The organism is Ruegeria lacuscaerulensis, assembly GCF_013031245.1.
Lineage (GTDB): Bacteria > Pseudomonadota > Alphaproteobacteria > Rhodobacterales > Rhodobacteraceae > Ruegeria > Ruegeria lacuscaerulensis_C.
In genome coordinates this window covers 15,831-30,410 of sequence record NZ_WPZL01000001.1, presented here as the reverse complement: position 1 = coordinate 30,410, position 14,580 = coordinate 15,831, and the positions used below count along the sequence as shown (strand labels likewise).

The window sequence follows — 14,580 nt, the reverse complement described above, 5'->3', positions numbered from 1 at the left end:
ACGGCCCTGATCGACCAGATTTTTCGGCACCGGTAGTATCGGTGTATTTTTGCTGTCCCTACGCTTTTGCTGACCGCAAGATGCTGGTCCAAACCAAACGGGGGGAGCCTTGCAGCTTTACACCACATACGGAACCAATGACCTGACACGGGCAATCCGGTTCTACGATGCGATCTTTTCCGTTTTGGACCAACCGCGCCTTCCGGGTTGGACCGACGATCGGGCAGGTTGGGGCACCGAGCCCGAAACCGGAATCGGGTTTTGGATCTGCACACCATTTAACGGCGCGGCCGCCAGTGCGGGCAACGGTGCTATGATTGCCTTCCCGGCCCACAGCGCCGCGCAGGTCAGGCGATTTCACGCGACAGGTCTGGAGCACGGCGGTACCGACGAAGGCGAACCGGGCGTCCGGGGTTATTATGCGCCTGATTTTTACGTCGCTTATCTTCGCGACCCGGACGGCAATAAGCTGTCCTGTTTCTACTATCACTATAATCCGGTAGACGACCCGGGCGACTGAAACAGCCGCCCGGAGCCCTTCAGGTCAACGCGGCTTTGCGCTTTTCTTCCCGCTGGAAGAACACCATGTAGAACACCGGTGCGGCAACCATTGTCAGGATCGTGGCAAAGGCCAGACCGCCCATGATCGTCACCGCCATGGACCGAAAGAAAGCGTCCGTCAGCAGCGGTGCCATCCCCAGAATGGTAGTGATGGCGGCCAGCATGACTGGGCGCAGACGCGAAACCGATGCCTCGATGATCGACTCATGCAGACCCTTTCCGGTTGCGCGGACCAGATCAATTTCTTCGACCAGAACAATGCCGTTCTTGATCAGCATCCCGGATAGGCTGAGCAGCCCCAGCAACGCCGTGAAAGTAAAGGGCAAACCGGTGCCCAGCAAACCGATCACCACCCCGTTCACCGACATCGGCACCAGCAACCAGATGATGATTGGCTGACGTATCGCGTTGAAAATCAACACTGAAATCAACACCATGATCAGCAAGCTCACCGGCAGTTGTCGCCCAAGGCTTTCATTCGCGTCGCCAGCGTTTTCAAACTCTCCGCCCCATTCCATGCGATAGCCTGCAGGCAAGTCCATCTCCTCAATGGCTGAACGCACTTCGGAATGCACCTGTGCCGCCGTCATGTCCGGCGGGATATCCGCGCCCACCGTGATGGTCAGAACGCGATTCCGACGATGGACCAGCGTGTTGAGCGCTTTGTACTCGAACCCATCAACCATTTGCTCAATCGGTACAAACTTTTCCGACTGATCCGAGAACACGACCTGATCCACAATCGAGTAATCTCCGTCTGCAGGTCGGCGTAGGATGATCGGGATCAGACGATCTCGTTCACGGAACATGCCGCCGGTGATCCCGTCTGTCGAAAATTGCAGCGTGGCGGCAATGTCTTCGCGGGTCACGCCAGCCGTCTGAGCCCGCTCGGTTGCATAGATCGGCTGCACCGCCAGCTCCTGCTCTCGCCAATCGTGGTACACGTTCAGAGCATTTGGTGAAGCGGCGCGCATCTTCTGCACGGCCTCATCCGCCAGTTGACGCAAAATCACCGGATCGCTGCCCGAGAAGCGCGCCTGGATTGGGTCTCCGCCGCCGGGACCAAAGATCAGCCGTTTGGTGCGGAACTGACCTTCGGGGAACTGGGCTGCGCCGAATTCCTCTAAGTCAGCCCTCAGCGCCGGGATATCCTCCAGCGTTTCCGTGCGGATGATCATGTGCCCGTAGCTGGGATTTGGTTTTTCAGCCGAATAGGTTAGCAGGAACCGGGTCGCGCCCTGCCCGACGAACGTGGCGACGGACACGACATCGTCGCGTTCTGCCAGCCAGTTTTCGAACACGGCCATGTCCTCGGCAGTGCGCGCGATCGGCGTCCCCTGCGGAAGGTTGTAATGCACAAAGAACAAAGGTGTATTCGAGTCCGGGAAGAACTGCTGTTTCACGAGACCAAAGCCTGCGAAACAGGCCGCAGTGATTCCCACAAGCCCGACAATCACCAGCCAGCGGAACCGCAGCGCCCCGCGCAGGATATGGCCATAGATACGGAACATGATCCCGCCATAGGCATCCACCGCGCCCTCTTTGCCCTGCTTGAAAAAGTAGTGGCCCAACATCGGCGTCACTGTCAGCGCCAGAACCCAGCTGAGCAAAAGCGAGATACCGATCACCGCGAACAGCGAAAACAGGAACTCGCCCGTCGCATCGGGGCTGAGACCGATACCGGCAAAGGCCATGATCCCGATGACCGTGGCCCCCAGCAGCGGGATCTGCGTCTTGGACGCCGCCTCATCCGCCGCATCGCGCGAGTTTTTGCCCCGCAACATGGCGATCTGCATGCCCTCGGCGACCACGATGGCGTTGTCGACCAGCATTCCCATCGCGATGATCAGGGCGCCCAGCGAAATCCGCTCCATCTCGATCGAGAACAGCGACATGAACAACAACGTTCCCACCACGGTCAGCAACAGGGTCGAGCCTACAACCACCGCAGCGCGCCAGCCCATGAAGACGGCCAATACCACAACCACGATGGTCACGGACAAGGCGAGGTTCACCAGAAAGTCGTTCGATGCCTGCTCGACCACGACGTGCTGCTGGTAGATCGGCAGGATATCCACGCCGAATGGGATTTGAGTATCCAGTTCTGCAAATTTCGCATCGGCACGCTTGCCGACTTCGACGATGTTTTCGGTCGACAGCCCTGCGATGCCCAGTGTGAACGCTTCGGTCCCGTTAAAACGGATCATGACATCGGGATCGGTCTGACGGCCCCGGTATACGTCCGACATGTCGAACAGGTTGATGACCTGCCCCTGAGAACCCACGGACAGCCCGGCAATCGCGGACACGCTGTCCGATCCCTCGGCCGTCAGAATCGTCGTCCGGTCATTATCCGACCGGACAGAGCCAGACGCATTCACCGAGTCCGCATTTTCTATCGCTTCGTTAATCGCCTGAATCGGCACGTTCTGGTTCACGGTGATGGCCAGTTCGGGCTCGATAAAGATCGCCTCTTCCGGCAGGCCCATGACTTCGACATCCGCCACGCCTTCGACCGTCAGCAGCTCACGTCGCAGGAATGTTGCCAGCTCGTGTTTTTCGGCGTCCGAGAACCCTTCGGCAGTTACAGCATAGAACAGTCCGAATACATCGCCGAACCCGTCATTGACGAATGGCTGGCCAACCCCCGAAGGCAATGCCCGGGCGGCATCACGCACTTTGGCACGTAGTTTGGTCCATATTTCGGGCAGTTCTGTGCCGTCATAGGTGGATTTGATCTCAACCTCGATCAGCGAGAACCCAGGCTGATTGACCGAGGTGATCTTGTCGACCTCGCCCATTTGCTGGATGGCGGATTCCAGCGGTTCGGACACTTCCAGGGCCACCTGTTCCGCCGTCGCACCGGGATATTGAGTGGCGATGACGGCGTTCTTGATGGTGAAGGCCGGATCTTCCAGACGGCCCAGCGACAGGAAACCCCAGATACCGCCAAAGAGGGCCAATAGAATTATCAGCCACGTATAGATCGGCCGATCAATAGAGGCGCGTGCGATGTTCATCTGACAGCCCCTCAGTTCGCGAAGCCGGCAAATCGGCTTACGGCCTGACCATCGGTCAGAGCAGCGCCACCGGCGACGACGATTTCATCACCATCCGACAATCCGGTCAGCACCCGGACATCGCCGGTCTGCGTCGGCTCAATACTGACCGCAACGCGGCGTACGGTGCCTTCGTCGGCGCCCACCGGCGAAAATACCATGATGCCCAGCGCACCTGTGGTATCAGGAACGATGGCTGTGGCCGGAACAACGATACCGCTTTCGTGGTCTTGTACCTGAACGTTTACGGTCACCGAAGATCCCGGCAGGATTTGCAACCCCTCAGGTGGGGTCAGGCCAAACTGGATGCGGAAAGTCTGCCCGACGGTCGAACTCTCGGCGTCGAATTCGCGGAATTGCAGGGGGAAGACCTCGTCACTGGTAGGGAACTTTGCGGTAATCGAGATGTCATCTTCCTGAGATGACCGCTGAAACAGAATTTCAGGCACATCGACTTCGATCCGCAGTTCGGACATGTCGTGGAGACGCACGATAGGAGCCCCTGCTGATATCGTTGTGAAAGCCTCGACCGCTCGGCTGGAGACAAGCGCATCGAACGGCGCGGTCAGGGTGGCGTGTTCCAGATCGTATTCCGCGTCCCTTACGGCAATATCGGCCAGCTGCGCTTCGGTTTCCGCGTCATCCACGGCCACCTGACTGGCGGTTGTACCCCGCAATCGCGACAGCCGAGCCACGGTACGGTCAGCCTGATCCTTTTGCAGAACCGCCCGGTCATAGCGACGCTGGAACGGTTCCTGATCCAGCTGCGCGATCAACTCGCCCTTTGGTATCACAAAGCCTTCGGTCACCGGCATCTCGACGATCTGACCGGATACCTGAAATGCCAGATCGACCGTCTGTCGCGCGGCAACCCGACCAAAAAACTGGCGTGAAAACCCCGGCGTGGATTCCTGTACCAGCATCAGTTTGACCGGTTTGGCCGTGTCTTGCGCCACAGCCAAGGTCGCCAGCGCGATCAGAGATGCGCTCAGAACAGTGAGGAGTTTCATTTCGTCAGTCCCTCGGGAATTCCCGTTTTAAGAATGTTGTCACGGATTTTGCGTGCCAGACGCGCGAATTCAGCAGTTTCTTCCGCATTCAGGCCCGAGGCGCGGTGAAACAGTTCTCCGGCTTCGGACACCAGCATATTGCGTGTTTCTTCACCTTGCTCTGTCAGAACCAGCAGCCAGGCGCGGCGGTCTTCGGGGTCGCGTTCGCGAGTCAGATACCCGGCCTTTTCCAGGCCATCCGCTGTAGCAGTGATGGTCGATGGAACGCTCAGCATATCCGCAGCCAGTACACCCATGCGCTTGGGTTGATCGAGCTTGATCAGCATGTGGCATTCCGGGTGGCTCAGGTCCGATTCCATACAATCGAACGTCTCTTCCAGTTTCCAGTAAAGGGCATACACACCCATGATCGACTGAATTTCGGGGCTAAGGCGACTAAGTCTGGTGTTGATGTCGTCTTGCATGAAGATTCTCCGCGCGCGTCCAGACGGGTCATATACTTCACTTTTCGAACTATTCAAGATGTGAAGCTCAATTTGAGTGAAACCAGTATATTCCGTTAGGTCACCATCCCTTGATCAAAGTCTGCCGTGACTGCATTTTATGCGAATTCGAAACGTCCAGGACCTGCTATGTATACCCCCGCAATCACCGGTACCGGTGTTTTTACGCCCGAAAACGTCATTACAAACGCCGAGCTTGTCGCCGCCTTCAACGCTTATGCCGACAAGAAGAACGCCGAGAATGCCGACGCGATTGCAGGCGGTGAAATGGAGCCGATGCAGCATTCGTCCGAAGAGTTCATCCTCAAAGCATCGGGTATCGAGAACCGCTATGTGATGGACAAATCCGGTGTACTGAACCCGGACGTGATGCACCCCCTGCTGCGCCAACGCGGCGATGATGAACCGGGGATCATGACCGAGATGGCCGTGGACGCCTGCAACAAGGCGCTGGCCCAAGCCGGGCGAAATGCCGAAGATGTTGATCTGGTCATCTGCGCCGCCTCAAACCACGAACGCGCCTATCCCGCGATTGCAATCGAAATTCAGCAGGCGCTTGGGATTGATGGCTTCGGGTTCGACATGAACGTCGCCTGCTCGTCAGCTACGTTCGGTATTCAGGCGGCGGCTGACATGGTCCGCTCGGGCTCGGTTCGGTCGGCGCTGGTGGTGAACCCCGAGATTTGCTCGGGCCATCTGGAATGGCGCGACCGGGACTGCCACTTCATTTTCGGAGACGTCGCCACCGCCACGCTGATCGAACGGATCGAGGATGCGGCGGGCCCACATTTCGAGATTCTCTCGACCCGTTGCGCCACGTCCTTTTCCAACAACATCCGTAATAATAACGGTTTTCTGCGCCGCTCGCGCCCGGACGGCGTTGTTGACCGGCGTGACATGCAGTTCACACAGAACGGGCGAAAAGTGTTCAAAGAAGTGCTGCCCATGGTCAGTAAGCACATCGCCGATCATATGAAATCCGAAGGTGTGGAGAGCGGTGACCTGAAACGCCTGTGGCTGCATCAGGCCAACAAGACGATGAACGACTTCATCGGAAAAAAGGTTCTGGGGCGCGAGCCTGAGCCGGACGAACAACCCAACATCCTGCAGGATTACGCCAACACATCCTCAGCCGGGTCCATTATCGCGTTTTCCAAGTATTCCGACGACCTGACGGACGGAGATGTTGGGTTGATCTGTTCTTTCGGAGCGGGGTACTCGGTCGGATCGGTGATCGTGCAGCGGCACGGGTGAAATGGCAGTTCGCCCGCGAACCGGTCGTTCCCATCGGCTAGAATTGAGAGCCCAGGTGTGGCAAGCAACACCTAATGGCGAATTCGACTGCAAATATCACATCCCGCTACGAAACCGCCGCTCCCAGATGGCGGGACAAGATGCGTGCCCTGGGGTATTACGAAGGATATCTCGGCTTTCTGTCCGCCCCCCGATCGCGGCCGTCTCCAGAGGTACACGTCATCGACATTGGAGCGGGTACCGGCTCTTTCGCGGAAGCTTGGGTTGCAATCTATGGATCCCCGAGAAAATTAACCCTTCTTGATCCCAGTGCTGCAATGCTCGAACGTGGCCAATCCGCCCTTCGCGCGCGCGAAGTCGAGCCGCACCTGGTTCCTGCCATGTTGGGTGATACCACCCTAGAACCGGCCGATGTGGCATTGGCCGCCCATGTCATTGAGCACTGCGACGATCCTCTGGTCGCATTAACGCAAGTTCGGGACCTTTTGTGCCCCGGCGGTCGACTGCATCTAGTTGTTTCGAAACCACATTGGTGCAATGCCATTATCTGGCTCCAATGGCGGCACCGCACTTTTAGCGAGAATGAAATCACGGCGTTGCTGCAAACAGCAGGGTTTAATTTGGAGCGAACCTATTCCTTCCCCTCCGGTCCACCGTCGCGGACGAGCCTTGGCATAGTGGCCATTCGAAAAAACTGAGCGCATCCTGACAAGTCAACTGGAATCGGACCACAGTTTAGCCTGCCTCAGCTCACGCTTTCTTCTTCCAGATGCAGCTTCATCTCGATCAGCACCTGTTGCAGCAAGCTGGTTTCCTTCAACAGGCGTTTGGCCTCGTTCACTGTGATGATGCCGTCTTCGATGGCGGCCTGGTATTCGGTCATCAGCATCGCGAACCGCTGGCTCAGCGCGATGACGTCCGAATTCACCCCTCCGGTGCGCGGGCTGTCGTCGTTGCGGCCGTCGTAAGATAGGGTGATATTCTTGAGATCGGCCAGTGCCGAGGTAACGTGCGGGAAGTTCGACACTGCCTCTAGCCGGGCTACGGCATCCACCGGCATGAACCGGTCAGTATGTTCAGCGTTGTCAGAATAGTATCGGCCCAGCGTCGCCTTGGACTTGCCGGTGATCTCGCAAGCGGATTCGATTCCAACGTCCTTAACCAACGCTTCCGTGTGCTTTTTCAGATAGGCCCCGATATCTGCCATAATATTACCTTTGCTGCCTGCCTCACCCACAACATCTGCCATTATGGGGGAAAGGGAAAAGAAATTTCCCATACTCGATTCATAATTGAAATGTCATACATTGACTATCCCTCAGATATGCGGGGGTTTTGTGAGTGAGTGGCGGCCGTTCCGGCCGGTAATGAGTGTCTGCGGGGCGCTATTTTAGCCTCGTTATGTGTGGGCCGCATGTTGGCCGACGGTGTCGCTGTTGTTGACGCGGGGGATCCATCCCCTTTGAGCTTGCGCTCTGCCTCTGCAACAACAACGGCGACGTCGCTTCCTTCAGGGATTTTGATGTCTTGCCCAGGCGGATCAGCCGTTCTAGACCCGGGCGCATGGCAAAACTCTACTTCAATTATTCCACCATGAACGCGGGCAAATCGACTGTATTACTGCAGGCTTCGCACAACTATCGCGAACGGGGCATGGATACCTATCTGATGACCGCAGCGCTGGACGGGCGCGCCGGTGTCGGGCGGATCGCTTCGCGGATCGGTATTTCCGCCGATGCCGATACTTTCGCTGCCACAGACGACGTTTTTGCGATGATTGAAAAGCAGTTGAACAAGGGCAAAGTTGCCTGTGTCTTTGTGGACGAGGCACAGTTCCTAACCGAAGAACAAGTCTGGCAACTGGCCCGCGCGGTTGATGACCTGAAGGTACCGGTACTGGCCTACGGTCTGCGAGTGGATTTTCAGGGGCACCTGTTTCCCGGATCTGCCGCTTTGCTGGCGCTGGCCGATGAAATGCGCGAGGTACGTACCATCTGCGAATGCGGCCGCAAGGCAACGATGGTGATTCGTCAGGATGAGAATGGCGACACCATCACCGAAGGCGCGCAGGTGCAGATCGGCGGAAACGAGACCTATGTCTCGCTCTGCCGGAAACACTGGCGCGAAGCGATGGGCAGCTAAACCGGATTCGGTAGCGGACGGCCTGCAACAAAGGCCGCGACGTTGTCCAATGCCATATGACCCATATCCGAACGAACCTCTTCGGTCGCGGTGCCCAGATGCGGCAGCAGCGTCACGTTGTCCATATCGCGCAGGGCCTGAGGGACGGCGGGTTCGAATTCGTAAACGTCCAGCCCGGCCCCCGCGATCTGCTCCGATTGCAAGGCTGCGATCAGGGCGGCCTCGTCCACGACTTCACCGCGCGCGATGTTGACCAGTATGCCCGAGGGGTTCATGGCCTCCAACACTTGCGCGTTGATCAGATGGCGGGTCTCAACGCCACCGGGAACAGCTAGCACGAGGAATTCGACTGCGGCGGCTAGCGCAGCAAGATCGGGAAAGTAGTCTGCCGGGAAGTCTAAGTCCTTTGGGCTACGCGACTGATAGGCCACCTGCATTCCAAATCCGAAATGACAGCGCCGGGCGATGGCCTGCCCGATGCGCCCCATGCCGACGATCCCGACACGTTTGCCGGTCACGTGGTGGCCCAGCATCTGCGTCGGATGCCAACCCTGCCAATCGCCAGCGCGCACCAGCCGTTCGCCTTCACCTGCGCGACGGGCAGTGGATAGCAGCAGGGTCATGGCAATGTCCGCTGTGGCATCGGTGACAGCGCCAGGTGTATTTGTGACCTCGACACCTGCGGTGCGCGCAGCGTTCACGTCGATATGGTTGAAACCGACTCCGAAATTGGCCAGCAGCTTGCAACGCGGGTCTGGCGCTTCGACAAAGACCTGCGCCGAGAACTGATCACCCAAGGTTGGAACTACGACATCGAATTCAGTCAGCGATCGCAGCATTTCCTCATGCGTCAGCGGCAGAGTGTCACTGCGGATTTCCACATCGAATTCGGCACGTGCGCGCGCTTCGACGACCGCTGTCATCGGACGGGCGATCAGCAGTTTCATCAGTGCATCCTTCCGCCGATAGGAACTTCGCCGTCAGGGCCGATCAGAACGATCTCACCATTGTCATCAGGCAGGCCCAGCACCAAAACCTCGGACATGAACTTACCAATCTGGCGCGGGGGGAAATTCACAACCGCCATCACCTGTTTGCCAACAAGCGACCCCGTGTCGTAATGCGCGGTGACCTGGGCCGAGGTCTTCCGCTCGCCAATCTCGTCGCCGAAATCGATCCACATTTTGATTGCCGGCTTGCGGGCTTCGGGGAACGCCTCCGCGCGGATCACCTCGCCCACGCGGATGTCGACTTTGAGAAAGTCGTCGAATGATATCTCACTCACGTGAAAGCTCCTTGGATCGGTCGGTTGCGGCTTTGACCGCGCGATGAAGTAGGTCGGGGAAACCTTCCTCTTCGTGCATCAACACCTCAAGTGCGGCCTGCGTTGTTCCGTTGGGCGATGTGACGTTGATACGCAATTGCGAGGGGTCTTCGTCTGCAGCCATCGCCAGCGCCCCTGCCCCAGCCACAGTGGACTTGGCCAACTTCATCGCCAGATCATGTGGCAAGCCCTGCGCCTGACCGGCTGCGGCCAGCGTTTCAATTAGGTGGAAGACATAAGCGGGCCCCGAGCCGCTGAGGCCGGTAACCGCGTCCATCTGCGCTTCGTCCTGCAACAGAACCGTTTCTCCGATGGATGAGAGCAGGCTTTCAGCCAAGGCTATGTCGGCACCTGACGCATTCGAATTGCCGATCAGCGCTGTGATTCCCTGCCGGATGGCAGCAGGTGTGTTTGGCATGGCTCGTACGATTGGGGTTCGCTCGCCCAGCACGGATTCGAAGGTGGCTATTGATGTGCCCGCAGCAACCGAAATGAACAAGCTGCCGCCGCCACCAAGCGCCTTGATCGCAGGCAGGGCGCTGCCTATCATCTGCGGTTTTACGGCCACCAACACAACCGCCGGAGACTCGGGTAATGGAGTGTTGATGTTTACGCCCTGCGCTTTCAGCCAGTCCGAGGGTTTTGGATCGATTACCCAGACAGACGAAACAGGAAGGCCATGCTCCAACCATCCGGCGAGCATGGCCGATCCCATTTTGCCGCATCCCAGAAGAACCAGCCCCTGCTCGGCGACGCGTGACATGTCCATGATTGCCCCTCTCCCTATTCGGTTCGGGGCAAAGCTTTACGCGCGGCCGTAGGCCTCTGCAATGGCGACTTGCATCGCGTCTTCGGGGTCGCGGTTGCCCCATGTGACCAGTTGGATTGCCGGGTAATAGCGCTCGGCGCTGAGGACTGCAGCGGTAATCATCGTGTCGATCTGTTCTGGGCTGGCCATCTGACCACCGGCCAGAACCAAACCATACCGATAGACCATCAGCTTCTGATTGGCCCAATAGGTGAATGCACCGGCCCAGCACTGATCGTTCATTTTGTTCAGCAACTCATACAGCTCGGTTTCGCGATCAGATGGCGGCTCCATCTCGAACGAACACACCATGCGGAGCGTTTCGTCATAGTTCGACCACGCCAGGGTAATCGAGTATGTGCGCCACTGGCCTTCGACAGCCATGGCAATCTGATCATCCCCGATCCGGTCAAAATCCCAGTCGTGGTGTTCGGCAATATGTTCAACAATATCGATCGGATGAAGGTCTTCTTCGAGAAACTGCTCGGAAAGGGCCATAATGCCACCTCACTAATCTCTAGCATTTCGGGGCTGGCAGCGCCCCAGCGCTAGTTGCCTGCACTACAGGCCGGGCTTCCCCCTTGGGCCTGTACCAAATATGGTGCGATGCGGGCGATGGTCTGGCAACCCTATTTATTGGGGAAAACAGCAATAAGTTGTGGACAGAAAGCAACGCCAATCAAAATATTGACATCAGATGCAGCTTTGTCTTGATAAAATTCCGCGATGCGTCAAACTGCACCGCATCGCACAACCCGATGCCGGATTGCGCGGCTGTTTCCATTTTCCGAAATTCTGAGACGTACAAGAAGCGCAGGCGTTATTTGTCCAGTTTTGCCTCAAGCGCGGTAATGCGCGATTCCAGTGCCGCGTTTTCTTCGCGCGCCTTCTGCGCCATTGCACGAACCGCATCGAATTCCTCACGTGTGACGAAATCGCGGTCGGCCAGCCAGCGATCGATCATCGACTTCATCGCGTTCTCGGCCTCTTCCCGCGCGCCCTGGGCCACGCCCATGGCGTTGGTCATGAGTTGGGAAACGTCGTCAAGAATCTTGTTACGGGTTTGCATGGTTTTACTCCGATATCGCGGTTGGTCTCTATATGGGTAAAGATTGGCCCGGGCTCAAGGTTGACTTGCCCCGCAAACCCCGGGCAATGAGACGCACATGCAGGCTGTTCTGAATTTCCCCGATCTGTCGCCCGAATTGTTCTCGATCTCTTTGTTCGGGATGGAGTTCGCCCTGAGGTGGTATGCGCTGGCCTATATCGCCGGCATTCTGATTGCATGGCGGATGGGGGTAATGGCGCTTCGCCGCCCTGCGCTATGGCCAGATCAGACGCCGCCGATGAAGCCCGCGCAGCTAGAGGACCTGATCACCTGGATCATCCTCGGCGTGATTCTGGGCGGGCGACTGGGGTTTGTTCTGTTCTATCAGCCAGAGTATTATCTTTCGCATCCAATGGAGATTCTGAAAGTCTGGCAGGGTGGCATGGCGTTTCACGGCGGACTTTTGGGGGTTGTTATAGCCTCTTTTCTATATGCACGGCGTCACCAGATTTCGGTTTTGTCGCTGGCCGACCTGATTGCGCACACGGTGCCGCCCGGATTGTTGCTGGGGCGTCTGGCCAATTTCATCAACGCCGAACTCTGGGGGCGGCCAAGCGAATTGCCCTGGGCTGTGATCTTCCCCGGCCCGGCTGCGCAGGACTGTCCCGACGTTTTGACCGGGATGTGCGCGCGGCACCCCTCACAACTATATGAGGCCGCTTTGGAGGGCCTGTTGCTGGGCGCCCTGTTGCTGTGGTTGGCCTATCGGCGCGGGGCGTTTCACAGGCCCGGGCTGGTCATGGGCGTATTTCTGGCGGGCTATGGCGCATCTCGTTTCATCGTCGAGTTTTTCCGACAACCGGATGCACAGTTCATCTCGCCAGGAAATCCTCTGGGGCTGGCGTGGCAAGTGGGCGGCTATGGGCTGACCATGGGACAATTTCTGTCACTCCCGATGATCGCGCTCGGCCTGTGGTTCGTCCTGCGCGCACGGGCCGTATCATGAGCCTGACCGGTCATCTGCTGGCGCGTATTGCGCAGGACGGCCCATTGAGTGTGGCCGACTACATGACGGAATGCCTGCTGCACCCCACACACGGTTACTACACCACCCGCGATCCCTTGGGGGTGCAGGGAGATTTTATTACCGCCCCCGAGATCAGTCAGATGTTCGGAGAATTGGTCGGTTTGTCTCTGGCGCAAAGCTGGCTGGACCAGGGCCACCCGGACCATATCGTTCTGGTCGAGCTTGGGCCGGGGCGCGGAACACTGATGGCGGACATCTTGCGCGCGACACGAAACGTTCCGGGGTTTCATGATGCAGCTGAGATTCTGTTGCTAGAGGCCTCTCCCACCCTGCGGGGTATTCAGGCTCAGACATTGCAGGACCACTCCCCGAAATGGATCGACACGGTCGCCGATCTGCCCGATGCCCCACTTTTCCTGGTCGCAAACGAGTTCTTCGACGCTCTGCCCATCCGCCAGTTCCTGCGCGACGGCAATGGTTGGCGCGAGCGTCTGATTGGCATCGAGGACGGCGAGCTGGCCTTTGGGCTGGGCCCGCGCGCACCGCAGGTGGCGCTGAAGGATCGGCTGGCGGACACCAAGGATGGCGACCTGATCGAGCTATGTGCGGCGGCGATTCCGATCATGACAGTGATCGCCGGGCATATTGGTACGTATGGAGGGGCTGGTCTGATCGTGGACTACGGAGACTGGCATTCGCTGGGGGATACGCTTCAGGCCCTGAAAAACCATGAGCCCACAGACCCGCTGACCACACCGGGTCACGCGGATCTGACGGCGCATCTGGATTTTGAACCCCTGGCTCTTGCGGCCCGCGCCGCTGGCTGCGCCCATTCGCGACTGACCGCACAGGGCGTGTTTCTGGATCGATTGGGAATCACCACCCGCGCGCAGGCTCTCGCCAGGCCACTCGAAGAATCCGAGCGGAACACGCTGATTGCCGCACATCGCCGGTTGACGCATCCGGAGGAAATGGGAAACCTGTTCAAAGTGCTGGGGCTCTACCCAACATATGCTGCACCTCCACCGGGACTGGAACCATGACACTGGAAATTCTGACCTCGGACCTGCTATCGCCCGTGCGCCACGGGTTCTTCAGCCGCCGCGGAGGCGCTTCGTCAGGTATTTTCGCGGGCCTTAACTGCGGCTATGGATCCTCTGACCAAACCGAAGCAGTCACAGTGAATCGTAGCAGAGTGGCGGACGCGATGGACGTCGCCCCCGAAGCTCTGATCGGCGTTCACCAGGTGCATTCACCAACCGTTGTGACCGTGGACGGTCCGATCTCGGGCGAAAAACCTCAAGCAGACGCTGTTGTAACGGCAACTCCGGGTCTGGCCCTAACGATCCTCACGGCAGACTGCCAGCCGGTGCTGTTCGCCGATATTGACGCAAACGTGATCGGGGCCGCGCATGCCGGATGGCGGGGCGCGCTGGACGGAGTACTTGAGGCCACGCTCGACGCAATGGAAACGTTGGGGGCAAAACGCCAAAACACTGTGGCAGTGATCGGCCCCACAATCTCGCAACGTGCCTATGAGGTTGGACCCGAATTTCTGGACGACTTCGTGGCGGATTCTCCGGATAACCTGCGGTTTTTCGCAAACGGGAATGGCGACAGGCTGCAATTCGATCTGCCCTCGTTTGGATTACACAAATTGCGGCAGGCCGGGGTCGGTCAAGCAGAATGGACGCGTCATTGTACCTATTCGGACCCTGACAGATTCTACTCTTACCGTAGGTCAACCCACACCAAAGAAGCGGACTATGGCCGCCTGATTTCCGCCATAAAACTATAGGATCAGACCGAAATAAGGCAATTTCGCCGCTTTTCTGCCACATTTC

General features: G+C 58.1%; 16 protein-coding genes. 7 read left to right on the top strand and 9 right to left on the bottom strand.

Going from position 1 to position 14,580, the window contains the following annotated elements; genetic code table 11:
• Nucleotides 1-109 precede the first annotated feature (109 nt).
• Nucleotides 110-520, top strand: a complete 411-nt coding sequence (locus tag GOX66_RS00165; protein ID WP_170758424.1) for a VOC family protein — start codon at nt 110-112, stop codon at nt 518-520.
• A gap of 19 nt (nt 521-539) precedes the next feature.
• Here GOX66_RS00165 and GOX66_RS00160 read toward each other — a convergent pair whose 3' ends face one another.
• Genes GOX66_RS00160 through GOX66_RS00150 form a run of 3 tightly spaced genes read right to left on the bottom strand, consistent with a single transcriptional unit; the run spans nt 540 to nt 5,094 of the window.
• The gene (locus GOX66_RS00160; protein ID WP_170758422.1) at nt 540-3,581 is read right to left on the bottom strand and encodes an efflux RND transporter permease subunit; all 3,042 of its coding nucleotides are present in this window, start codon (nt 3,579-3,581) and stop codon (nt 540-542) included.
• An 11-nt stretch (nt 3,582-3,592) separates the two neighbouring features.
• Nucleotides 3,593-4,630: an efflux RND transporter periplasmic adaptor subunit gene (locus GOX66_RS00155; RefSeq protein WP_170758420.1), complete on the bottom strand. Its 1,038-nt coding sequence runs from the start codon at nt 4,628-4,630 to the stop codon at nt 3,593-3,595.
• Nucleotides 4,627-5,094 (bottom strand): MarR family winged helix-turn-helix transcriptional regulator, encoded by a 468-nt coding sequence (locus GOX66_RS00150; RefSeq protein WP_170758418.1) that lies wholly within the window; start codon nt 5,092-5,094, stop codon nt 4,627-4,629. The genes GOX66_RS00155 and GOX66_RS00150 overlap by 4 nt, the downstream gene beginning before the upstream one ends.
• Nucleotides 5,095-5,262: 168 nt before the next feature.
• On the opposite strand from GOX66_RS00150, the gene GOX66_RS00145 reads away from it, so the two are divergent.
• Together GOX66_RS00145 and GOX66_RS00140 are read left to right on the top strand one after the other, a co-directional pair.
• Nucleotides 5,263-6,387 carry a beta-ketoacyl-ACP synthase III gene (locus GOX66_RS00145; protein ID WP_170758416.1) on the top strand — a complete coding sequence of 375 codons (1,125 nt, stop codon included), beginning with the start codon at nt 5,263-5,265 and terminating at the stop codon, nt 6,385-6,387.
• A gap of 74 nt (nt 6,388-6,461) precedes the next feature.
• Nucleotides 6,462-7,085 (top strand): class I SAM-dependent methyltransferase, encoded by a 624-nt coding sequence (locus GOX66_RS00140; protein ID WP_237212393.1) that lies wholly within the window; start codon nt 6,462-6,464, stop codon nt 7,083-7,085.
• 47 nt (nt 7,086-7,132) lie between these two features.
• On the opposite strand, the gene GOX66_RS00135 is transcribed toward GOX66_RS00140, so the two are convergent.
• Entirely contained in the window at nt 7,133-7,594 is a 462-nt protein-coding gene (locus GOX66_RS00135; RefSeq protein WP_170758414.1) for a hypothetical protein, read from the bottom strand.
• 356 nt (nt 7,595-7,950) lie between these two features.
• Between GOX66_RS00135 and GOX66_RS00130 the strand changes: the two genes are divergently transcribed.
• Entirely contained in the window at nt 7,951-8,529 is a 579-nt protein-coding gene (locus GOX66_RS00130; protein WP_170758412.1) for a thymidine kinase, read from the top strand.
• Here GOX66_RS00130 and GOX66_RS00125 read toward each other — a convergent pair.
• The 5 genes from GOX66_RS00125 to GOX66_RS00105 all read right to left on the bottom strand — a co-directional run bounded on the left by GOX66_RS00125 (nt 8,526) and on the right by GOX66_RS00105 (nt 11,730).
• The gene (locus tag GOX66_RS00125) at nt 8,526-9,476 is read right to left on the bottom strand and encodes a 2-hydroxyacid dehydrogenase (RefSeq protein WP_170758410.1); all 951 of its coding nucleotides are present in this window, start codon (nt 9,474-9,476) and stop codon (nt 8,526-8,528) included. The two genes, GOX66_RS00130 and GOX66_RS00125, sit on opposite strands and share 4 nt — an antisense overlap.
• Nucleotides 9,476-9,814 carry a tRNA-binding protein gene (locus GOX66_RS00120; protein WP_170758408.1) on the bottom strand — a complete coding sequence of 113 codons (339 nt, stop codon included), beginning with the start codon at nt 9,812-9,814 and terminating at the stop codon, nt 9,476-9,478. Before GOX66_RS00120 ends, GOX66_RS00125 begins: the two co-directional genes overlap by 1 nt.
• Complete coding sequence (gene proC / locus GOX66_RS00115) at nt 9,807-10,622, bottom strand: pyrroline-5-carboxylate reductase (RefSeq protein ID WP_170758406.1); 816 nt, start codon at nt 10,620-10,622, stop codon at nt 9,807-9,809. The genes GOX66_RS00120 and proC overlap by 8 nt, the downstream gene beginning before the upstream one ends.
• A 36-nt stretch (nt 10,623-10,658) precedes the next feature.
• Nucleotides 10,659-11,159: a type III secretion system chaperone family protein gene (locus tag GOX66_RS00110; RefSeq protein ID WP_170758404.1), complete on the bottom strand. Its 501-nt coding sequence runs from the start codon at nt 11,157-11,159 to the stop codon at nt 10,659-10,661.
• A 322-nt stretch (nt 11,160-11,481) separates the two neighbouring features.
• A complete protein-coding gene (locus GOX66_RS00105; RefSeq protein WP_170758402.1) occupies nt 11,482-11,730 on the bottom strand; it encodes an accessory factor UbiK family protein in 249 nt (82 codons plus the stop codon).
• A gap of 97 nt (nt 11,731-11,827) precedes the next feature.
• Here GOX66_RS00105 and lgt point away from each other — a divergent pair, with 97 nt between their 5' ends.
• The 3 genes from lgt to pgeF are packed head-to-tail and all read left to right on the top strand — an operon-like array spanning nt 11,828 to nt 14,534.
• On the top strand, nt 11,828-12,715 hold the full coding sequence (lgt, locus tag GOX66_RS00100; protein ID WP_170758400.1) for a prolipoprotein diacylglyceryl transferase: 888 nt from the start codon (nt 11,828-11,830) through the stop codon (nt 12,713-12,715).
• Entirely contained in the window at nt 12,712-13,779 is a 1,068-nt protein-coding gene (locus GOX66_RS00095; RefSeq protein WP_170758398.1) for a class I SAM-dependent methyltransferase, read from the top strand. Before lgt ends, GOX66_RS00095 begins: the two co-directional genes overlap by 4 nt.
• Nucleotides 13,776-14,534: a peptidoglycan editing factor PgeF gene (gene pgeF, locus GOX66_RS00090; RefSeq protein ID WP_170758395.1), complete on the top strand. Its 759-nt coding sequence runs from the start codon at nt 13,776-13,778 to the stop codon at nt 14,532-14,534. The genes GOX66_RS00095 and pgeF overlap by 4 nt, the downstream gene beginning before the upstream one ends.
• The last annotated feature ends 46 nt before the right edge of the window (nt 14,535-14,580 follow it).

Bases quoted from the DNA above. Each gene is read 5' to 3' on its own strand.
- GOX66_RS00150 (WP_170758418.1), bottom strand. From the start codon at position 5,094: ATGCAAGACGACATCAACACCAGACTTAGTCGCCTTAGCCCCGAAATT.
- proC (WP_170758406.1), bottom strand. From the start codon at position 10,622: ATGGACATGTCACGCGTCGCCGAGCAGGGGCTGGTTCTTCTGGGATGC.
- GOX66_RS00110 (WP_170758404.1), bottom strand. From the start codon at position 11,159: ATGGCCCTTTCCGAGCAGTTTCTCGAAGAAGACCTTCATCCGATCGAT.
- GOX66_RS00125 (WP_170758410.1), bottom strand. From the start codon at position 9,476: ATGAAACTGCTGATCGCCCGTCCGATGACAGCGGTCGTCGAAGCGCGC.
- GOX66_RS00095 (WP_170758398.1), top strand. From the start codon at position 12,712: ATGAGCCTGACCGGTCATCTGCTGGCGCGTATTGCGCAGGACGGCCCA.
- GOX66_RS00105 (WP_170758402.1), bottom strand. From the start codon at position 11,730: ATGCAAACCCGTAACAAGATTCTTGACGACGTTTCCCAACTCATGACC.
- lgt (WP_170758400.1), top strand. From the start codon at position 11,828: ATGCAGGCTGTTCTGAATTTCCCCGATCTGTCGCCCGAATTGTTCTCG.
- GOX66_RS00130 (WP_170758412.1), top strand. From the start codon at position 7,951: ATGGCAAAACTCTACTTCAATTATTCCACCATGAACGCGGGCAAATCG.
- GOX66_RS00140 (WP_237212393.1), top strand. From the start codon at position 6,462: ATGGCGAATTCGACTGCAAATATCACATCCCGCTACGAAACCGCCGCT.
- GOX66_RS00160 (WP_170758422.1), bottom strand. From the start codon at position 3,581: ATGAACATCGCACGCGCCTCTATTGATCGGCCGATCTATACGTGGCTG.
- pgeF (WP_170758395.1), top strand. From the start codon at position 13,776: ATGACACTGGAAATTCTGACCTCGGACCTGCTATCGCCCGTGCGCCAC.
- GOX66_RS00145 (WP_170758416.1), top strand. From the start codon at position 5,263: ATGTATACCCCCGCAATCACCGGTACCGGTGTTTTTACGCCCGAAAAC.
- GOX66_RS00155 (WP_170758420.1), bottom strand. From the start codon at position 4,630: ATGAAACTCCTCACTGTTCTGAGCGCATCTCTGATCGCGCTGGCGACC.
- GOX66_RS00135 (WP_170758414.1), bottom strand. From the start codon at position 7,594: ATGGCAGATATCGGGGCCTATCTGAAAAAGCACACGGAAGCGTTGGTT.